15 protein-coding genes and 3 pseudogenes are annotated in these 20173 nt (G+C 61.6%); 7 read left to right on the top strand and 11 right to left on the bottom strand.

Going from position 1 to position 20173, the window contains the following annotated elements:
- The first annotated feature begins 100 nt into the window (after positions 1 to 100).
- Positions 101 to 1744: an FAD-dependent oxidoreductase gene (locus QZ648_RS02485; RefSeq protein WP_291996131.1), complete on the top strand. Its 1644-nt coding sequence runs from the start codon at positions 101 to 103 to the stop codon at positions 1742 to 1744.
- A 17-nt stretch (positions 1745 to 1761) separates the two neighbouring features.
- On the top strand, positions 1762 to 7023 hold the full coding sequence (locus QZ648_RS02490) for a RecQ family ATP-dependent DNA helicase (RefSeq protein ID WP_291996001.1): 5262 nt from the start codon (positions 1762 to 1764) through the stop codon (positions 7021 to 7023).
- Positions 7024 to 7307: 284 nt separating this feature from the next.
- Here the strand turns inward: QZ648_RS02490 and QZ648_RS02495 are convergent.
- From QZ648_RS02495 to QZ648_RS02520, 6 genes and pseudogenes are all read right to left on the bottom strand, one after another.
- A pseudogene (locus QZ648_RS02495) lies at positions 7308 to 8405 on the bottom strand (IS1634 family transposase); the annotation flags it as partial.
- 237 nt (positions 8406 to 8642) lie between these two features.
- Positions 8643 to 9632 (bottom strand): tyrosine-type recombinase/integrase, encoded by a 990-nt coding sequence (locus tag QZ648_RS02500; RefSeq protein ID WP_291996002.1) that lies wholly within the window; start codon positions 9630 to 9632, stop codon positions 8643 to 8645.
- The gene (locus tag QZ648_RS02505; protein ID WP_291996003.1) at positions 9629 to 10543 is read right to left on the bottom strand and encodes a tyrosine-type recombinase/integrase; all 915 of its coding nucleotides are present in this window, start codon (positions 10541 to 10543) and stop codon (positions 9629 to 9631) included. Before QZ648_RS02505 ends, QZ648_RS02500 begins: the two co-directional genes overlap by 4 nt.
- Positions 10537 to 11772 (bottom strand): site-specific integrase, encoded by a 1236-nt coding sequence (locus QZ648_RS02510; RefSeq protein WP_291996004.1) that lies wholly within the window; start codon positions 11770 to 11772, stop codon positions 10537 to 10539. Before QZ648_RS02510 ends, QZ648_RS02505 begins: the two co-directional genes overlap by 7 nt.
- Positions 11773 to 12106: 334 nt before the next feature.
- The gene (locus tag QZ648_RS02515; protein ID WP_291996005.1) at positions 12107 to 12508 is read right to left on the bottom strand and encodes a type II toxin-antitoxin system VapC family toxin; all 402 of its coding nucleotides are present in this window, start codon (positions 12506 to 12508) and stop codon (positions 12107 to 12109) included.
- A gap of 2 nt (positions 12509 to 12510) precedes the next feature.
- Entirely contained in the window at positions 12511 to 12804 is a 294-nt protein-coding gene (locus QZ648_RS02520) for an AbrB/MazE/SpoVT family DNA-binding domain-containing protein (protein WP_291988010.1), read from the bottom strand.
- 192 nt (positions 12805 to 12996) lie between these two features.
- Here QZ648_RS02520 and QZ648_RS02525 point away from each other — a divergent pair, with 192 nt between their 5' ends.
- Together QZ648_RS02525 and QZ648_RS02530 are read left to right on the top strand one after the other, a co-directional pair.
- On the top strand, positions 12997 to 13614 hold the full coding sequence (locus QZ648_RS02525; RefSeq protein WP_291996006.1) for a recombinase family protein: 618 nt from the start codon (positions 12997 to 12999) through the stop codon (positions 13612 to 13614).
- Positions 13615 to 13644: 30 nt separating this feature from the next.
- A pseudogene (locus tag QZ648_RS02530) lies at positions 13645 to 14207 on the top strand (DUF4158 domain-containing protein); the annotation flags it as partial.
- Positions 14208 to 14241: 34 nt separating this feature from the next.
- On the opposite strand, the pseudogene QZ648_RS02535 reads toward QZ648_RS02530, so the two are convergent.
- Together QZ648_RS02535 and QZ648_RS02540 are read right to left on the bottom strand one after the other, a co-directional pair.
- Positions 14242 to 16488 (bottom strand): annotated as a pseudogene (locus QZ648_RS02535) (Tn3 family transposase).
- Between the two features lie 2 nt (positions 16489 to 16490).
- Positions 16491 to 17051 (bottom strand): recombinase family protein, encoded by a 561-nt coding sequence (locus tag QZ648_RS02540; RefSeq protein ID WP_291996007.1) that lies wholly within the window; start codon positions 17049 to 17051, stop codon positions 16491 to 16493.
- A 230-nt stretch (positions 17052 to 17281) separates the two neighbouring features.
- Between QZ648_RS02540 and QZ648_RS02545 the strand changes: the two genes are divergently transcribed.
- Both QZ648_RS02545 and QZ648_RS02550 read left to right on the top strand, forming a co-directional pair.
- The gene (locus tag QZ648_RS02545) at positions 17282 to 17551 is read left to right on the top strand and encodes a ribbon-helix-helix domain-containing protein (RefSeq protein WP_043564432.1); all 270 of its coding nucleotides are present in this window, start codon (positions 17282 to 17284) and stop codon (positions 17549 to 17551) included.
- Positions 17551 to 17826, top strand: coding sequence for a type II toxin-antitoxin system RelE/ParE family toxin (locus tag QZ648_RS02550; protein WP_291996008.1), 276 nt, complete (start codon positions 17551 to 17553; stop codon positions 17824 to 17826). The genes QZ648_RS02545 and QZ648_RS02550 overlap by 1 nt, the downstream gene beginning before the upstream one ends.
- A 142-nt stretch (positions 17827 to 17968) precedes the next feature.
- Here QZ648_RS02550 and QZ648_RS02555 read toward each other — a convergent pair whose 3' ends face one another.
- Together QZ648_RS02555 and QZ648_RS02560 are read right to left on the bottom strand one after the other, a co-directional pair.
- Positions 17969 to 18295, bottom strand: a complete 327-nt coding sequence (locus tag QZ648_RS02555; protein ID WP_291996009.1) for a nucleotidyltransferase domain-containing protein — start codon at positions 18293 to 18295, stop codon at positions 17969 to 17971.
- A gap of 834 nt (positions 18296 to 19129) precedes the next feature.
- Positions 19130 to 19276, bottom strand: a complete 147-nt coding sequence (locus QZ648_RS02560) for a hypothetical protein (RefSeq protein WP_291996010.1) — start codon at positions 19274 to 19276, stop codon at positions 19130 to 19132.
- A gap of 113 nt (positions 19277 to 19389) precedes the next feature.
- Here QZ648_RS02560 and QZ648_RS02565 point away from each other — a divergent pair, with 113 nt between their 5' ends.
- On the top strand, positions 19390 to 19566 hold the full coding sequence (locus QZ648_RS02565; RefSeq protein ID WP_291996011.1) for a hypothetical protein: 177 nt from the start codon (positions 19390 to 19392) through the stop codon (positions 19564 to 19566).
- 386 nt (positions 19567 to 19952) lie between these two features.
- On the opposite strand, the gene QZ648_RS02570 is transcribed toward QZ648_RS02565, so the two are convergent.
- Positions 19953 to 20153, bottom strand: coding sequence for a hypothetical protein (locus QZ648_RS02570; RefSeq protein ID WP_291996012.1), 201 nt, complete (start codon positions 20151 to 20153; stop codon positions 19953 to 19955).
- Positions 20154 to 20173 lie beyond the last annotated feature (20 nt).

A 20173-nucleotide genomic window follows, 5' to 3' on the forward strand; every position in this document is an offset into this window, starting at 1 on the left:
CTCTCCTCTTTCTTCACAGACTGGGGATGGAGTCACCTTGACCTCTCGCATTCAGCAGCGAGAGAAGGAACCGGATTGCCACATCGAATGGGGAGCAAGCGTGAAACTTCGTGAGAGCAACATTCAGAAATTGCAAGAGGGTATCTACGATGTCCTGATCGTCGGCAGCGGCATCAACGGTGCAGTCTCCGCCGCCGCCCTGTCCGGCAAAGGCGCGCGGGTCGCGCTAATCGATCAGCGTGATTTCGCCGGTTTCACCAGCCAGCAATCGTCGAACCTGGCCTGGGGTGGGATCAAGTATTTGGAAAGCCGCGAGTACAGCCTGGTTCGGAAACTTTGTTTGAGCCGCAATCATCTGATCCGTCATTATCCGTCACGAGTTCAGGAAATCCGGTTTTTTTCCACTATCGACAAAGGCTTCCGCTTTCACCCGCTGTTCCTATGGGCAGGCACGTGGGTGTACTGGCTGTTCGGCAACGGTTTCACAAAAACCCCCCGCTTTTTTTTCAAACGCACCATCCAGCGCGAAGAGCCGGTTGTCAAGACCGAAAGCGCAGCAGGCGGCTTTGAGTATTCGGATGCTTACCTGCACGACAATGATTCGCGGTTCGTGTTTCAATTCGTGCACTCGGCGATGGATCGCGGCTGCATTGCCGCCAACTACATGGAATCACTCGGTGCGCGCCGTGAAGGCAGTATTTGGGTGGCTCACGCGCGGGATGTGATGAACGGCCAGGAGATGAAAATCCGCGCCAAAGTGTTGATCAACGCCGCCGGCCCATTCGTGGACCAGCATAATGTGCTGACCGGCGAACAAACCGAGCATCACCATGCGTTTTCCAAAGGCATTCATTTGATCGTGCCCCAGCTCACTGCGCATAAGCGCATCATGACTTTCTTCGCCGACGACGGACGCCTGTTTTTTGTCATCCCGATGGGCATGCGTACCTGCATTGGTACCACCGATACCCGAGTGGAATCGCCTTTTACCGAGGTCACGGACGAAGACCGCCAGTTCGTACTCGACAATATCAACAAGCGCCTGAACCTCAATCGACCATTGACTTGCGCCGACATCATCGCCGAGCGTTGCGGAGTGCGGCCATTGGTAATAAAGGCTCAGGCCGACGACAAGATCGAAGATTGGTTGCAATTGTCGCGAAAGCATGCGATCGATGTGCACCGCGCCAAAGCGCATCTCAGCATTTTTGGCGGCAAGCTCACCGACTGCATCAATGTCGGTGACGAGGTTTCGGACATCGTCGCCCAACTCGGCGTTGCCCTGCCGCATCGAGGCTACCAATGGTACGGCGAACCGCATTCCTCGGTACGCGAAGAATACTTGCATCAAGCGAAGCTGATGAATCTCGATAGCTATACCTCGCCCGAGTCCATCGAAAGCCTCAGCAGCCGGCTGTGGCGGCGCTATGACCGGCAGGCGTTTGAACTTTTGGCGGAAATCCGCGAAGACCCCCGCCAAGCGGAAGTTCTGATCAAAGGCACCGATTATATTCGCTGCGAAATCCGACTCGCCAAGCACCAGGAAATGATCATCAAGCTGGAGGATTTCTTGCGTCGCCGTTCCAAGATTGCCCTGGTGCTGCGCCACGAGGAGATTCGCAAGGCCGAAGGTTTGCTGGAGGCTTGTGAAATCCTGTTTGGCGACCAGGCGCGGCAGAAATTCGATGAGTATTTTCAGGAGCAATTGACTCAAGGCCGAGGCGCAATGGCCGAAGTCGCCTGAATCAGTCCACACTCGTGATGAGTTCCCTGCCCTTCGCGCCGCGCTGTCTGTGTCTGGATATCGAAACTGCTTTCGATGACCAGCTTGCCATTCACAAACTGGCCGCCTGGAGAGCAGACACAAGCGCAGGCTTCTCTCTTGCCGGGCAGCAGATCGCCGCCGCCGTCGATCGCCTCGACGCCCTTAGCGAAGGCGCCGCGTTCGTCCTCGGACACAATATCGTCCGCCATGACCTTCCGGCACTGGCGCGGGTCTATCCACAGCTCAAGCTGAACCAGCTGCCAGCGGTCGATACCCTGGAACTTTCCCCCCTCGCCTTCCCCGCCAACCCGTACCACAGCCTGGTCAAGGACTACAAGCTCGTCCGCGACGCGCGCAACGACCCGCTCAAGGACGCGCAGCTGGCGCTGAAGCTGTGGCAGGACCAGTATGCAGCCTTTGCCGCACTCAATGCCGCATCCCCCGACGAGATCGCCTGCCACCACTTCTTCCTGGCGCGTGAAAGCCGCGGCGGTGTCGGCAGCTTCTTCGCCAGGCTCAGGGCAGCAATGCCGCCGAAAGCTGGCGAAGTCCATGCCGCCGTCTGTCGCCTCGCGGCCGGCAAGGTCTGTCCCCAACATCTAGCGGAGATCCTCGACGAGGCGCTCGTCGATGCGGCCGTCGGGCGGGCTTTCTCCTACGTGCTCGCCTGGCTGCGCGTCAGTGGTGGCAACTCCGTTCTGCCGCCATGGGTACGCCTCCAATACCCGGCAACGACCGAGCAGATAGCGCAGTTGCGCGAGACACGCTGCGCCGACCCCGCCTGCCCCTACTGCGCTGTCCATCTCGACCCCGGCAAGGAACTGGAGCGTTACTTCGGCTTTTCCGCCTTTCGCCCGGAGCCCGCCAGCGCCACGGGTGGCTCTCTGCAGGAGGACATTGTCCGCGCCGGGTACGAAGAAGAAAGCCTTCTCGCAATTCTGCCAACCGGCGGCGGCAAGTCGATCTGCTATCAGCTGCCGGCCCTGTCGCGGCACTGGCGCAAGGGCAGCCTGACGGTGATCGTCTCGCCGCTGCAGTCGCTAATGAAGGACCAGGTCGACAACCTCATCAAGATGGGGATTTACAGCGCAGCGACCCTCAACGGACTGCTGACCATGCCGGAACGACGCGACGTTCTGGAGAAAATCCGCCTCGGCGATGCCGGTATCATCCTGGTCTCCCCCGAGCAGTTCCGCAACCGGGCTTTTGTCGAAGCCATCCGCCACCGACAGGTCGGTGCCTGGGTATTCGACGAGGCCCACTGCCTCTCCAAATGGGGCAACGATTTCCGCCCCGATTACCTCTACGTCTCGCGCTTCATTCGCGAGCGCTACGCACGACTGCCGGCCGAGCGCGCGCCGGTCAGTTGTTACACGGCCACCGCCAAGCGCGAGGTCATCGAGGATATCCGCAGCCACTTTCAGGATTCGCTCGGCATCGAGCTGCGCGTCTTTGACGGCGGGCACGAACGACAGAACCTGCACTACGAAGTGATGGCGGTGACCAAGCCGGAAAAGCAGCCGCTGATCCATCGCCTTCTGGAGCAGGAATTCGGCGACGCCGGCAAAGCGGGCCGCCACGGCGGCGCCGTCGTCTTCGCCGCCAGGCGCAAGCATGTCGAAGAGATATCCGGCTTTCTGCGCGACATGGGCTGGGCCTGCGCGCACTTTCACGCCGGCCTCGACGCGGGCATCAAGAAGGACGTTCAGCAGGCCTTCATTGCAGGCGAGCTCAAGGTCATCGTCGCCACCAACGCTTTCGGGATGGGGGTCGACAAGGCCGACGTACGCCTCGTCATCCACGCCGACATTCCCGGCTCACTTGAAAACTACCTGCAGGAAGCGGGACGCGCCGGACGTGATCGGCAGGATGCGCGCTGCGTGCTGCTCTACGACGAGGAGGATGTCGAGGAGCAGTTCGGCGTATCCTCCCGCTCCCGCCTCTCGCGCAATGACATCGCCGCCATTCTGCGCACCCTGCGCCGCTACGCCGGAAAGACGAAGAGCACCGAAATCGTCGTCACGCCCGGCGAAATCCTTGCTGACGACGATCTGGACAGCAGCATCGAGGCCGGCAATCCGGACGCGGACACCAAGATCAAGACGGCGATTTCCTGGCTGGAACGGGCGCGCTTCCTTGAGCGCAACGAGAATCACACGCGCGTCTTCCCCGGCAGCCTCAAGGTGCCGAGCATGGAGGCTGCCGCAAGACATCTCGACAAGGCGAACCTCTCCGCTGACATGCGAAGCAAGTACCTCGGCCTGGTGTCGCTGTTGATCAATGCGCGCGACGATGAAGGTATCAGTACCGACGCGCTGATGGCCGCGCTGGGCGAGTCCAGCAACGACATCATCCGCATGCTCCATCAACTGGAGCAGATGGGCATTCTCAGCAACGACCTGGCGCTGACAGTCCTGCTGCGCAAGGGCGTCAGGGAGGCCAGCAGCGATCGCCTCGCGCGCCTGGCGGAGATGGAAAAGGCAGTCCTGGCGCTGCTGCCCGAACTGGCGCCCGATGCCGACAATGGCGAGTGGCAGGATGTCAATCTGCGCGGGCTGTGCCAGGATCTCAAGATCTGCAGCGGTGTCGATTTCATTCCCGAGCAGCTGATGAAGCTGCTGCACTCGCTGGCGCGGCCGTTTGGCGACGGCGAAAAGGCGCGGCGGGCATCCTTCGACGTCAAGCTGCTTCGCCGCGAAATTCTCAAGGTCCGCCTGCTGCGCGGCTGGTCCAACATCCGCGAGATCAGCGACAAGCGCCGGGCGGTGGCCACGGTTCTCTTGCAGACGCTGCTCGGCAAGCTCGACGACAAGCTGCGTGGCGTCGACCTGCGCGTGGAATGCAAACTCGGTGAGCTGGCGGAGGCGCTGCGCTCGGATCTCGAAGTCGGACCACAGTTGAAGGACGAGCTGACCGCCATCGAGGCCGGCCTGCTCTACCTGCACGACAACGGCGTCCTCATCCTCGATCGCGGCAAGACGGTCTTCCGTTCGGCAATGACCATCCGCATTTACCCGGAAGAAAAGTCGCGTGGCTTCACCAACGCCGATTTCGAGCCGCTCAAGGAACACTACAACGAGAAGAACTTCCAGATTCACGTCATCCACGAATACGCGAAGCTGGGCCTGAAGAAGCTGTCTGCCGCCCTGAGTTTCGTCTTCGCCTATTTTTCCCTGCCCAAGCTCGAATTCATTCGCCGTTACTTTGCCGGCCGCAAGGAAATCCTCGAACGGGCAACCACCGAAGAGTCGTACCGGCGCATTGTCGAAAGCCTGCGCCACCCCCTGCAGCAGCGCATCGTCGCCGAAAAGCCCGACGCCAACCGCCTCATCCTTGCCGGTCCCGGGTCGGGCAAGACACGCGTCATCGTGCATCGCGTGGCGTATCTGGTCCGTGTCCTGCGCGAACCGGCATCGAGCATCCTGGTCCTGGCCTTCAACCGCGGCGCGGCCTGGGAGATTCGCCAGCGCCTGCGCAGCCTCATCGGCGCCGAAGCCGGCGCGGTGACCGTGCTCACCTACCATGCCCTGGCCCTTCGTCTCACCGGCACGAGTCTCGCCGCCCTGGCCGAGAACAGCGGAGAAGATCCTGCCCGGCAAGGTCTCGACCAGATCCTCGACCAGGCGGTCGCGCTGCTGCAGGGGAACGCCCCGCCGGGCGGATTCGATTCCGAAGGCGATGAGTTGCGCGAGCGGCTGCTCGCCGGCTATCGCCACATCCTGGTCGACGAGTACCAGGACATCGACCAGCGCCAGTACGAACTGATCAGCGCCCTCGCCGGCCGCCAGACCCAGGACAGGGACGCCCGCCTGACCGTCCTCGCGGTCGGCGACGACGACCAGAACATCTATACCTTCCGTGGCACCAGCAACACTTTCATCCATCGCTTCCAGCAGGACTACCAGGCGACGGTCGACTATCTCGTCGAGAACTACCGCTCCAGCGCCCACATCATCGCCGCCGCCAATCAGCTCATCGCGCCGCATCGCCAGCGGATGAAGATCAAGCACCCGATTCGCATCAACCATTCCCGAAAAAAGGACCCGCTGGGAGGACGCTGGCAGCGCCTCGATCCCGCAGCCCAGGGCCGCGTGCAGGTGCTTCGCGTCCCCCGCGATGCGATCGGCCAGGCCGTCGTCGTGATGGCCGAGCTGTCGCGGCTGAAAGCGCTCGACCCGAGCGGCGACTGGTCGGATTTCGCCGTCCTGGCCAGAAACCGGGCCACCCTCGATCCCGTCCGCGCCTGGTGTCAGCAGCACGCCGTCGCCTACCGCCTGTCCGAGCGCGACCGCTCCGGCCCGAAATTCCACCAGACCCGCGAAGCCTGCCGTCTTCTCGACCTCTTGCGCAACAAGCCGAACCGACGCTGCCGGGCGGCCACCCTGTCGCGCTGGTTCGAGGCCCGTTTCGCGGACGCGCAGCGCGCCAACCCCTGGCTGGTGATGCTCGCCCAAGTTATCGAGGAGCTGAACTGCGTGTGGGGCGATATCGCGGTGCCGAGCAGCACCCTCATCGACGAGATCTACGAGTTCGCCACTGACGCGGCACGATCCGAGCACGGCCGCCTGACCCTCTCCACGGTGCACTCCGCCAAGGGGCGCGAGTTCCGTCATGTCGTGATCCTCGACAACGGCGACTGGCAGGAGGCCTCAGACGACGAGCGTCGCCTCTACTACGTCGGCATGACCCGCGCCAGGGAACTGCTCCTGATGTGCGAATCCGTGGGCGCGACGAACCCCTTCTCCGCACGCCTCGCGGACCCCGGCATCACCCGGCTTCCCCTGCCCCGGGACATCGAACGTCCGGCAGCTCTTGGCTGGAGGTATGTTTCGCTCGGCCTGGCGGATGTTGACCTCAGCTTTGCGGGGCGACGGCGCCCGGGGCATGCGATTCACGGAGCACTGGAACGGCTCGACTACGATTCTTTGCTGCAAGCGGTGCCAACGGAAACGCGAAGCGAACTTTGCTGCGCCGAGACCGGACAGCCTGTCGGCGCCCTTGCAAAAAACTGCCGACTTCCCGCCGGCCAGATCATTGCCATAAACGTCGACACCCTCGTACGGCGATTGAAGAAGCAGTCAAATCCGGAATTTGCTCAACAGCTCAGGGTCGAGGCCTGGTGGGTGCCGCTCGCAACGGTGACGATTGCGCCGAATGGGGAGGGTCAGCGCACTGACGTGGGTAGACGCTCGAAATCGGGCGCCTGCGCGGACGCCAGCGTCGAAGCGACGGTCGAGCCGGGGATCGAAGTGCCTTGAGTCCTCGTTCAGCAGGGTTTCGGCCGCAACTATCGTTCGCAAGTCCTGGAAACACTCTTCCTGCCAGCACGGGGTTTGATGATCTGCTCTCAGTAGTCTTCGAAAACTTCAGCAGCCGCGCCCTGTCCCCCCTGAACCTCCTCGGCTTGCTCCCACCGGGTTAGTCCCGGCTTGCTCTCTCGCTACCAGCGCTCGCTTGACCCCCGCAGGTGCCGTGTACCCGAGTTCGACAGTAAAACCCGTAAGCCATTGAATATGCGCAATTCACGTAAGTGAAATTGGCACTACAAACGCTTGGCGGACGGTTCTGGCAGGGCGACGGTCTCGAACAGCTCCTTCTGTTGTGGCGTCATGGCCGACAGGCCTGACGCCGACTGACGTTGATGCAAGGTGATCTGGTGAAACTGAATGCGCCGCGCGATTTCCAGCGCACGCTCCGGCGAGAACTGGCTATCCCTGGCCTTCAGGCGCATGCGTAGCACCCGATACAACACCAGCGCCAGGAAACAGATCAAGGCATGCGCGCGAATCCGGTTCGGCAGGCGATGGAAGACTGGCGCGATCTCGATCTCTGACTTCAGCACACGAAAGCCCCGCTCGATGTCGGCCAGCGCCTTGTAGCGCGCCACAATCTCGGCCGGCGTGTGATCCGGCATGTTCGAGACCAGGATCAGCTTGCCGTCCATCATGTGCGCACGGCTCAAGGCCCGCGGGTCGATCTTGTAGGTGAATACGTCCGCCGCCAGATTGACCTTGATGATGTTCGCCAGGTGGGCCTCTGTGACAGCGCGGTAGAAGCGGGCCGTCGTGCCGGCATCCGACAACTTCCGGCCACGGTGGGTCTGGCCGGAATCCTGACCATCGAGCTTGCCCGCCCACCTTGCCGCATCGGCCTCGAGCGCCGCGATGCGTACATCCCGCGCCTGACCCTGCTCGCTGGCGGTGTCGGGGCGATGCGCCACGATCAGACGAAAGCCCTGCCATTCCAATTCACCGACGACCTCTTCGGTTGCCGACAGGCAACGCTGCTCATGGAATTCCGCCAGCAGGGTATCGAAGTCGGCATAGCGGCGGGCCGGGACAGCCAGAATGAATTCCAGTGGCTGACCGCCCACCCGAATCGCTCGGATGGCTTCCAGATTATCCAGACTGAGCAAGCCCCGATCGGCAACCAGCACCACCCGCTTGATCGGATAGCGCGCCAGGACCTTCTCGATCGTCGACACCAGCGTCGTCGTCTCGCCGCTGTTGCCGGCGAAGACCTCGTGATGAATCGGCAGGCCTTCGGCGGTCTGTACCACTCCCAGCATCACCTGCCGGACGATCCCGCCATCCTTCGACAGGCCAAAGCGCCGGACCTCGCCAGAGAGTTCGGTGCTGCCGATCGTAGAAGACGATCGACAACTCGGGGTTTGAGGTGCAGTGGAACGGTTATGGAAATCTTTCCATAACCGTTCTTATGGAAACGGGCAAATTATGGAAAGCTGACGTCGACGATAGTCTTTCTTGCCACCTCGCCGGCTTGAGCAGCTTTCCATAAAAATTCAGCTATCGCTCTATCGCCGCAGGAGGCACGGGGCGAGAAGGAACTGCGTCCTCCAGCATGTCTGCGTCTGCCGTTAGTGGGTCTGCAAGGAAGCGATCAGTTTGTCCGGCACGGTAAAACGTCCTCGCTTGAGCCGTAACGGTGTCATTCCCTCAATCGTCTCGATCTTCTCCATGGGGTCTGCCCGCAGGTAAACCTCGGTCGTCTGCATCTGCGCGTGGCCAAGCCAAAGCGAGACCTTGCGCAGATCCTTGGTCGCCTGGAAAAGCACCATGGCGCAGGTGTGTCGCAGCACGTGCGGCGAAACCTGTTTATCGCGTAGCGATATGCAATATTCAGCGGCCGTCTGGGCGTACTTCTTCAGCACGAAGGCAAAGCCAGCGCGTGTCATCGCCTGTCCGCGTGCATTGACGAACAGCTCCGGTGTCGCCACATTGCCGCGAATCGCCAGCCATGCGCGCAAGTCGACCGCAGCTTGCTTCCACAGAGGCAATGCACGTTGCTTCCGGCCCTTACCCGTGATGCGTATCGTCGGCACCGGCTGCAACGCCAGGTCAGACAAAAGCAGTCCGGTCAACTCGGATACGCGCAGCCCAGCGGCCAAGCTGATATGCAACATGGCACGATCCCGGATGCCGATGCGGGTACTTACATTTGGGGCGTTCAGGACGGCTTCCATTTCCACCTGAGTCAGGTAGTTGATGAGGACGGTGTCTGTCTTCTTCGACGGAATTGCCTGGATACGCAGACTCTGCTCCAGCAACGATGGATCACGGTACTCGAGATAGCGCATGAATGACTTGATGGCGGCAAGCCGGGCGTTGCGAGTTCTGGCGGTGTTGCCGCGAGAAGCCTCGAGGTCAGCAAGAAAATCCATCACCAACGGCGCGTCAAGCTGCTCCAGAAAGAGCTTGGATGGCGTGACCTTGAAGCGGGCACTGGCGAATTCGAATAACAGGCGAAAGGTATAGGCATAGCTGTCGCAGGTATGGGGACTGGCACCGCGTTCTAACGGCAACCGCTCAAGGAGGTATGCTGTGATATGAGGGGCTATTGGGGTCATGATGCACCTCCTTGTAAATAGGCTTCGCAGGCACTGGCGATGTCGCTCGTCAACTGTGGCGTGCTGTCGAGATACCAGTAGGTATCGGAGACATGGGCATGGCCCATGTAGGTAGTGAGCGCCAGCGTGTGCTGCGCGACCCTGTCGCGCGACTCGGGACAGGTTTGCAGTGCCCGGACAGCAAAGCTATGGCGCAAATCGTGAAGTCGTGGACGGGGTCTGTCAGGGGGAGCGTTTACACCGGCAGCGGCCAGCACCGCCTGGAAGGTCTCGGCGGCAATCGCATAGCCCAACGGGTGCCCGCCCCGATGGGAAACGAACAGATGCTCGTCGGCGCCGACCACTTTGGTGCGGTGAACGAGATACTGGCCAATGGCGCTCGCCACACTGTCGTGGAGGCAGACCAGACGACTCTTCCGAAACTTGGCCTGGCGTACTATCAGACCGTCGGGGGTGATGTCACTGATGCGCAGAGCCAGCGCCTCGGAAATCCGCATTCCGGTAGCGGCGAGTAGACCGAACAATGTGCTGTACGTTTGGGGGCGCAACGAGTCTGGGGGGTTGAGACGTTGCGCTTGCTCGAGGATCCGCACGATCTCGGCGTCACTAAAAATGTAGGGGTGGCGACGAATGCGCCGGTGACAGAAGACATGGTTCGGCGGCACTTCGTGGAGACGCTCCTCAGCGTGGGCAAAACGGGCGAAGCGGATCAGCACATTGAGCCGCACGGCACGCGATGCCTCAGATTGCCCCAGCTTGGCCCACCGAATGGCCGTTGTCGTCCGCATATGCACATCGCCTGCCTTGGCCGCGAAACGCGCGTAGCTGACCAGGTAGCCTTGAGCGGTAAATAGCTTGAAGCCGAGCGTGCGGCGTACCTTCAGATAGGTATCAATGGCTTCGCTCAACATGGCTGGGCTCCCGGCCAAGGCTGAACAACCTCCTTTAATAGGTTGACATCCACCTTCGCGTAAACCGTTGTGGTCTCAATCGAACTGTGGCGAAGCAAAGCGCCGATGGCGGGCAGTGATATACCCTCACGCAGCATGCTGGTTGCCACTGAATGGCGGAGAAGGTGGGCGCCCCGACTCGGCGCGTCGATGCCAGTACGACGGATGGCGCGAGCCACCGCCCGCCCAACGACTTGCCGGGTGATTGGGATGAGGGGCGCCGTCGTCGTAATGAATACAAACGGGTTCGCCACCCGGGGTCGCCCATTCTGCAAGTAATGCAGGATCGCATCACCGACCTCCTGGGGTAGCGGCAGTTCAACTTCCCGTCGACTCTTGCCCATCACCCGTAGCGTGGCACGTGACCAGAGTACTTGGCGGAATTCCAGTCCGCTGACTTCGCCGGCGCGCAACCCCAGTCGGGCGATCAGCAAGAGAATGGCCCGGTCACGCGCGCCGAGGGACGTCGAAGGGTCGCAGGAGGCGATCAGCGCCTCTACCGCTTCAGAGGGTAAGTATTTAGGCAATCTGGACAGCCGCCACCGTGCAACGGTCGGAATGGCGAAATCCAATCCAGGAGCACAGTCGCCGCGCGCGATCAGAAAGCGAAGAAACATGCGCGTAGCTGTAGCGAAATTCTTGGACTTCTCAGGTTGGTTCTGGCGGACCTGCTGCAGGAAGAAAGTGCGTAGGCACTGGGCGGAGTAAGTAGACGGCAGACCCAACGTCCTAAGCAGATTCGTCACCGGCGGCAGGTAGCCTGCCAACGTGCTGTCGCGCGTCCCACGGTGACTCTTCATCCAGTCTCGAAATTCAACGAACAAGGCAGGGACATCGGCGACGACTGGCTCTATCGCCGAGCAAATTGCCCCAATGTCGCTCAGAAAACGCACATAGACACGAGCGCTTTGATAGAGATGGTGCTGGTTCCCGGACGGATACCGCAGGCGATCTCGCTCTCCAAGATGGTCGCGCAGTTTAGCCAGTGAGGTATGGCCGGGCGGCGTGGCGAGGCCAACGGAGTTCGCCCATACGGCAAAGTGGACGACTTCTCGAACGTGGCGTCGGATCGAGACGCGTTGGTAGCCATGGATGGCCAACCAGGAAACGAACCGGTCAAGATACGGGCCCGCGCTTCCAGCCAGGTAATGCGCGACGGTTGAGGCGGACCTGAAATAGGTAGTCAACATGCTGCTCTCCTTGCAGGGATGCCCTGAAGGACGGCGGCATTATGTGAAGCAGATCAGAGCGATGTGGTAGATAGGAACCATGCGAAACGGTCGTTGCCGTCGCCCCACCTCAGCCTACTTCGGATAACGATGCACTTTCCATAAGAACGGAAAACCGGGTTAGGTGTTTGTCATCATCAGACTAGGCATGGCTATAGCCCTACGCTTCCCCCACTTCGTCCCCAAGGTATCTGTGGCCACCGATCCGGGCAAGCGCGCTGCCTATTCGTCGTCTGAGGGATTGCGCAAGGATTGCCTTCGCCGCTGGTCTCAGAAAGCAAACCTGGTTGGTGAGCTACGCCCAGTTGTCCAGGATTAGCGGTGCAGCGATCCGCTCGTAATGGCGGCTGTTGTTGGTGACTAACACCGCACCGGCTGACAACGAGTGTGCGGCGATCATCATATCCAGTTCGCCGATCGATTGCCCCGTGCTGACGAGTTGGTGGCGGATTTCGGCGTACCAGTCAGCGGCATCGGCGTCCCACGGCAGGATGCGGACGATCTTGAAGAACTGGCGCACCGCCAGATGCAAACGATGATCGCCCGCCAATGGCTTCAGGCCATATTGCAATTCCGCCCGCGTCATCACCGAGATGCAAACCATCGACGGCATGAGGGCCGCCAGCTTGGCTTCTATCGCGGGCGATTTCCCCTTGATCAGGTAGCTTGCCGTGTCGGTGTCCAGCATATGCAGCATCGCTAGCGGCTCACCGTGTTGTTCGTAGAGAGATCGTCGTCGAAGATGCCTCGTTCTTGCGGCAACACATTCAGCGGGCGCTCGGCCATGAAATCTGCAGGAACGTCGACTTCATGCAGCAACTCGAAAAATTCGTTCCAGGTTTTGGCCCCCGGACGGTTGGACAGCACGACATCGCCGGTTGCATCGTCGCGCGTGACATAGACCTCGTCCCCTTCAAAGCGGAAGTCCGAGGGGAGACGCACCGCCTGACTGGCGCCGTTCTTGAACAGCTTGGCAATACGTGTCTCGATCATCATGGCTCTCCCTAGTGCGGTGCAAAGTATATACACAAGTATATACAACCTACCGAAGCAGGCCAACTTTTCCTCGTTCCTAGCCAATTGGGATGGTCAAATAGACAATGGCCAACTTACATTGACTTTCACATTATTGGCTACTTGATCTATAGTTGGCCAAGTTCCGTATACTCATCTTGGCCAGGCTCCATGAAAGTCGCCCGCATCTATCTCCGCGTCAGCACCGATGAACAGGACCTCACCCGTCAGGCCGAGATCGAGCACAGCACCCGGGCGGCCGATTACTACGTCGCCGGCGTATACCGCGAGAAAGCATCCGGTGCCCGCGCTGACCGACCTGAACTGCTGCAGATGATCGCCGATCTGCAACCGGGCGAAGTGGTGGTCGCCGAGAAGATCGACCGCATCAGCCGACTCCCATTGGCCGAGGCCGAGCAACTGGTCGGCTCGATCCGGGCCAAAGGGGCGAGGCTGGCCGTACCGGGTTTGGTCGATCTCTCCGACTTGGCGGCTGACGCCGACGGCGTTGCCAAGATTGTGCTGGAGTCGGTGCAGGAACTTCTGCTCAAGCTGGCCCTGCAAATGGCTCGCGACGACTACGAGACACGCCGCGAGCGGCAGCGCCAGGGCGTGCAACTGGCCAAGGCGTCCGGCAAATACACCGGTCGGAAGCCGGATGCCACCACGCACCAGCGCATTGTTGCCCTGCGCCAGGCGGGTCATACGATCCAGAAGACCGCCAAGCTGGCCGGGTGTAGCGAAAGCCAGGTCAAGCGAATTTGGGCCATGCACCAAGGCAAGCCGTAAGGGTGTAGCCGCCGTTCTACGGAAGCACGCATGCCGGTCAGCTTTCTGTCCAACGAACAACGCGAGAACTATGGTCACTATACAGGGACGCCGTCACCCCACGACCTCGCCCGCTACTTCCACCTCGACGATGCCGACCACGCGCTGATCGCGCAGAAGCGCGGCAAGCACAACCGGCTCGGTTTCGCCGTGCAGCTCGGTACGGTGCGTTATCTCGGCACGTTCCTTGAAGACCCACTGGCTGTGCCGGTGTCGGTGCTGCAGTCGCTGGCCAGGCAATTGCGCATCGAGGTGGGAGCCGTGTGTTGGCCTACCGTGTGGGCGAGCAACGTTGGCAGCATAGGACGGAAATCCGCCGCTTCTATGGCTATGTCGAGATCACCGAGCGCCAGGTCGGCTTTCGCCTGACCCGCTGGCTATACGCGCTGTGCTGGACCGGCACCGATCGCCCAAGTGTCCTGTTCGAGCGAGCCGTCACCTGGCTGGTGACGCACAAGGTGCTGCTGCCCGGCTGCAGCACCCTCGAACGCTATATCGCCCGCCTGCGCAGCCGGGTCGAGGAGCGGCTGTGGCGCTCGCTTGGCCAGGGTATTAGGGGTCAGCTCACGAAACGGCAAAAATCGTACGCTAAGTCTCACCGAGCACCCGCAGCGGCCGGAACTTGCCCTGCTCGACGTGCTTGTTCTGCCGCCAGATGTAGTCGCCGATCAGGTTGATGTGCTCCCAGCCCAGCGGCGAGAGGTGCGGCAGCAGCCTCTCGTCGATGTCCTTGCCCGAGTCGCGAAGCGCCTGGATCGCCCGCTCCAGGTAGACCGTGTTCCACAGGATGATGGCCGCCACCACCAGATTGAGGCCGCTGGCGCGGTAGCGCTGGTTCTCGAAACTGCGCTCGCGGATTTCACCGAGCGGGTTCAGGAACACGGCACGGGCCAGTGCGTTCTTGGCCTCGCCCTTGTTCAGGCCGACCTGCACCCGGCGACGCAGCTCGACGTTCTGCATCCAGTCGAGCGCGAACAGCGTGCGCTCGATGCGACCCAACTCGCGTAAGGCCACGGCCAGGCCGTTCTGACGCGGGTAGCTGCCAAGCTTCCGGAGCATCAGCGAGGCCGTTACCGTGCCCTGCTTGATCGACGCGGCCAGGCGCAGGATCTCGTCCCAATGGGCGCGAATGTGTTTCACGTTGACGCTGCCGCCGATTAGGCCGGCGAGCGTCGGGTACTGCTTGGCGTCGCCGTGGATGTACAGGCGCTTGTCGGTCAGGTCGCGGATGCGCGGCGCGAAGCGGAAGCCCAGCAAGTGCATCAGCGCGAACAGATGTGGGTGTAGAACTGCACCCCCGGCTCCTGCCCGTACTTCAGGTTAACTTGGCCGGCGGCATGGCCTCTGCCGCCGGCCTTGAAGTTCTGGCCGTCCGACGACGACGTGGTGCCGTCGCCCCAATAGGCGGCGAACGGCTGACGGAACTGCGCGTTGACCAGCTCGGCCAGCCCCGCCGAATAGGTCTCGTCGCGGATGTGCCACGCTTGCAACCAGGTCAGCTTGGCGTAGGTCACGCCCGGGCAGGATTCGGCCATCTTGGAAAGGCCAAGATTGATGACGTCGGCCAGGAGGGTGGTCAGCAGCAGGTGTTGATCTTCGGCCGCCGCGCCGCTCTTGAGGTGCTTGAAGTGGCGGCTGAAGCCGGTCCAGCCATCGACCTCCAGCAGAAGCTCGGTGATCTTCAGGTGCGGCAGCAGGCTGTACGACTGTTGCATCAGCGCCTCGGCATCGTCGGGTACGCCGTTGTCCAGCGGCGAAATCTTGAGCCGGCCGGTGCTGGTGATGGCGGCGTCGGGCAGTTCGTTGGCGGCAGCCAGCCGCTCCACCGTCGCCAGTTGCTCTTGCAGCACCGTGAGGCGCGCCTCCAGGAAGCGCTCGCAGTCGGTTTCGACGGCCAGACCCAATTCCCGCTGGTCGCGCTGTGCCGCGAAACGCGGCGGCGGCAGCAGGTAGTCCTCAAAGTCCTTGAACTGGCGCGAGCCCTGGACCCAGATGTCGCCGCAGCGCAGCGAGTTTTTCAACTCGGCGAGGACGCACAGCTCGTAGTAGCGCCGGTCCAACCCATCTTCTGTGCGCACCAGGTTTTCCCAGCGCTTGCGCACGAACGACGTGGGCGCATCGTCCGGCACCTTACGGGCCTGGCGCGCGTTCATCCCTTTGAGCACATCGACGGCCGCGAGCAGTTCGCGTGCCACCGGTGCGGCCTTCATAGTCAGCGCTCCCAGCAGGACCGGCGTGTAACGCCGGAGCTGGTTGAAGCCGTCGCCGACCAGCGCGAGGAAGTCGAAACTTTCCGGCTGAGCCAGCAGCTCCGCCTGGGTGATGCTCTCGGTGAACACCTCCCACGGGATGATGGCCTCGATGGCCGGCAGGATGATGTGCTGCTGCCGCAGCAACTCGACCAGCGCCTCGGCCAGCACGAGGCCCCGGTCGGTCTGCTGGGCCAGTTCGGCGAGCTGGTGAACGAAGCGGTGGTAGTCGGCGGCAGCGAACGGCGCCAGGTTCAGCCATGCCTGCAACTCCAGCAGGTGCTCGCGCCGGGTTTCCGGCCGCTGCGCGTACTGCGGCCAGGCGTCCGGCTCAATGCAACTGGCGGCCGACGATATTCAGCAGGGACGCGGGCGGCTCCGCATCCGTCGGCAGGGCGAAACCGGGATAGCGCAGGTAGCACAACTGTACCGCGAAACCGAGCCGGTTGTGATTGCCGCGCCGTTGGCGGATCACCGACAGGTCGGGTTCGGAGAAGGTGTAATGCCGGATGAGGTCGTCGTCAGTAGTCGGGAAGGCAAGCAGGCCGGTGCGGTCGGCGGGCGTCAGCAAACTGCGGCGCGGCATGGTCAGTCATCCGTTCTCAGGTATTGGTAGAGGGTTTCGCGGCTGATGCCGAACTCGCGGGCGAGCTTGGCTTTCTGCTCACCGGCGGCGGCCCGCCGGCGCAGCTCGGCCACCCGCTCCGGCGAGAGCGCCTTCTTGCGGCCCCGGTAGACCCCGCGCTGCTTGGCGAGCGAGATACCCTCGCGCTGCCGCTCGCGGATCAGGGCGCGCTCGAACTCGGCGAACGCGCCCATCACCGACAGCATCAAGTTCGCCATCGGCGAGTCCTCGCCGGTGAAGGTAAGGCTTTCCTTGACGAATTCGATGCGCACGCCACGCTGGGTGAGGCCCTGCACCAAGCGGCGCAGGTCGTCGAGGTTGCGCGCCAGGCGGTCCATGCTGTGCACCACCACCGTGTCGCCCTCGCGCACGAAGGCGAGTAGCCGTTCCAGCTCGGGGCGCTGGGTGTCCTTACCCGATGCCTTGTCGGTGAACAGCCGGTTCACCGAAACCTGCTCAAGCTCGCGTTCCGGGTTCTGGTCGAAGCTGCTAACGCGGACGTAGCCGATGCGCTGACCGTGCAAGGTGTCCTCCTGAGGGCAATGTGTCAGGAAGAAATCTATGACCCTTGACGGTGCGTGTCAGTCAATTCGGAAGGTGAGTCTATTCTGACGCTCTCGCACCGGGTGCCCTGACGCCAGGTTAGCGTATAGCTCAAAATGACACCTTGCTTGAATGATTCACTGTAAATCACTAGGATTGTAGTGCAATCATAAATGAGCAGAGCTGTCCGACAAACGAAGGAGATTTCGCAATGGCACAGACCGAAACCAAAGTGCTGACCGCACATGTTCCCATCCCCTTGGCCGAGAAGGTCGATCAGATGGCCGCTCGGCTTGAAAGGTCGCGCGGCTGGATCATGAAACAAGCGCTGTCGGCCTGGATCGACCAGGAGGAAGAGCGCAGTCGCCTGACCCGCGAGGCACTGGCCGATGTGGATGCCGGCCGGGTCATCGACCACCAAGCCGTGCAGGCATGGGCGGATAGCCTCAGTTCCGACACGCCATTGCCGGTGCCGCGCTGATGGACCTGAAATGGACCAGCAAGGCGCTCTCCGACCTGGCTCGTCTATACGACTTTATGGCCCCGGTAAACAAGCCGGCGGCTGCGCGCACCGTACAGGCGCTAGCGGCCGCGCCGTCTGCCTTACTGGCTAACCCACGCATCGGCGAACGGATTGATGAGTTCGAGCCGCACGAGGTGCGCCGGATTCTCGTTGGGCATTACGAGATACGCTATGAACTTAAGGAAACCACCATCTACGTGCTGCGGCTGTGGCACACCCGAGAGGATCGCTGATAGGCCCTACTGCCGACCTGTCTCGCTACGTCGGCAGGGGAAGAGCTTGGGCGAGCTATGCCTTAGCGTACGATTTTTTCCGTTTCGTGAGCCGACCCCATAGAGATCGCCCCTGGCGCGAGCCAACAGCGCCAGAGCGTGCTCAATGCCCACGCAGCGCACTCATGAACCAGCCCTTCGCGTGACGCGCGCCATGCCAGCGTGTTGACCTGTTGACCATGGTTTTCTGGCGCTCAAAATGAGCCGCGCTCATTACCACCACATCGGCCGGAATAAGCCCTCGCCCGAGCAAAGCGGACAGTCGCGCCATTTCAGTGAACCTCTCAGTCACCGCCGGTTCCACCACCAGCAGGTCGAGGTCGCTGTCGACGTCCGCATCACCGCGCGCCCGCGATCCAAACACGATCAGCCGGGTGCCAACGGGTACGGCGTGTGCCGGGCAAGCCAGCGCCTCATCAATCAGGCTCAAGCCTTACCTCTTTCCTGGTCTTTGACAGAAATCGCCATAGCTTCCAACGTCAGCCTGTGCGCCAAATGTGCAGCTGCCTGCTGCCAACAGCCTTGTGCGGCTAACGGTCATGACACGTGGAGACACCCCAAATCATGAAAGTCATGACTGTCTCCCCCTCTTCCCCGACCCTTGCCCCGCGAGGGGAGACGGGAGATTCGTGAGTCGCCGGCGCGACTTTCACATTAACGGTCATGACACGTGGAGACACCCCAAATCATGAAGGTCATGACCGTTTCCCTCTTCCCCTGCCCCTTCTCCCGCAAGGGGAGAAGGGAGTTTCGTGAGTCGCTTGCGCGACTTTCACATTAAGCGTCCTGACGCTGCTGTGACCGCAGCATACAGACGTCAACAAATATTACGATCGGTTCTGAAAATGCGGCAGGTTCTCGACATTCGAATGTCGCGACAACAAAACGGGCTGCCAGTGACCGACCCGAAGCCGGCCGATGAATCCATCCCTCGCAGTGGCCGCCGGGTCATCGTCAAGCGGTCGGCTGCCGCGGACCTGCCGTTGGCCTCCAGCCTACCCGGGCGCTTTTTCGGCCTTGTGGGCGGCAGCCTCCCCAGCAAGCGCAGATTTACTGCGCCCGTCATGACCGCTGCCGTCGATCGATGCTCACGGCCGGCGCATGGACGGGCGGCGACCAAGGCTGGAATTCTGCCGCATCCAGACCGGCGGCCCGTCGGCCAGCGGCCCGTCGCGGGACGTCGCACGCCGCAGCGAAGGGTCTCCCGCTGAGCGGGGAATGTCGCCTGCTCGAACTCCTTCGATGGACGATCGCCGCGCGAGAATCAGCCTTCGATCTTGAAATATCGCGCTTGGATCCTGGCGATAGAAGCCTGGGTGAAAAAGATCCACGCGTCGGTAAAAATCATCCAGGTTTTCATCGTCGCCATCGGCGCATCGATGGCGACGATAGAACGATCGATGATGCGCATCGATCCCTATCGATGTCGCGCAGTGAGCGTTCGTTGCCGGCGATGCAAGGATGGTTGCGGAAAGATGAGGCCTGGAGCAAAAAGTATCCGCCCTGGGTCGCCACGGATGAAGCATGGATCAAAATGATCGAAGCGTGATCCGCGCTCATGCAACTGTCGATCAATCCGCGACAAACTTCGCCGGCGACGCCCGGCGCTTCTATCAAAAAGACGCAGCAATCGCTGTTGCGCAGCGACTGTTTCATCACGGCGATGAAACGATCGGCGCCGATGATGAACAACTCGATTGACGGCGCCCAGCCGTCGGTCAACAGCATTCAAATGACCACCGCCCGGCCCGGCGGCAGGAACAGCCGCCTGGCTGATCGGACGGCAGACATGCGCCTTGAGCGACTGTTGTACTTCGCCTTGCCGCCGTCCGAGCGGGTTCGGGGAAAACCTGGGGGTCGGCGACCCTGGATGATCGCTTACTGGAAAACGCGACCCAGCGCTTCGCCCGACTGCTGTCATTGGTTTCCGCAATCGGGCAGCGGCGAGCACCCGAAAGGGCTGTCACCTACTGCGGCCGCTAACCAGAAGCAATTTGGCCAATGTGAACGCTCATAAACCGCCGGCGCGAAGATACTTTTCCGAAGCAAACCGTCGGAGGATTTACTCTCATGGCTCTCCGAAGATTTCACCAACCGTGGTCTGTCCCCAGTACTCCGGCGAACGAGAGGCACGGTTCGAGGACCGAGAAGATGCAGACCAGGCCTTCGGCAATTCCGTCTTGCTCGGCGATGGCCCGGGCCATCGCTTCCTTCGATCGACCGCTCGCGTGCGTGTGCGCGGAGGCGAGAAAGAGGTAGGGACGCCCCGCCTCTTCGGCGGTTGCCACGGATACACTCCAGTTCGTAG

The sequence above is a fragment of the Candidatus Accumulibacter sp. ACC012 genome (assembly GCF_907163155.1).
GTDB lineage: Bacteria > Pseudomonadota > Gammaproteobacteria > Burkholderiales > Rhodocyclaceae > Accumulibacter > Accumulibacter delftensis.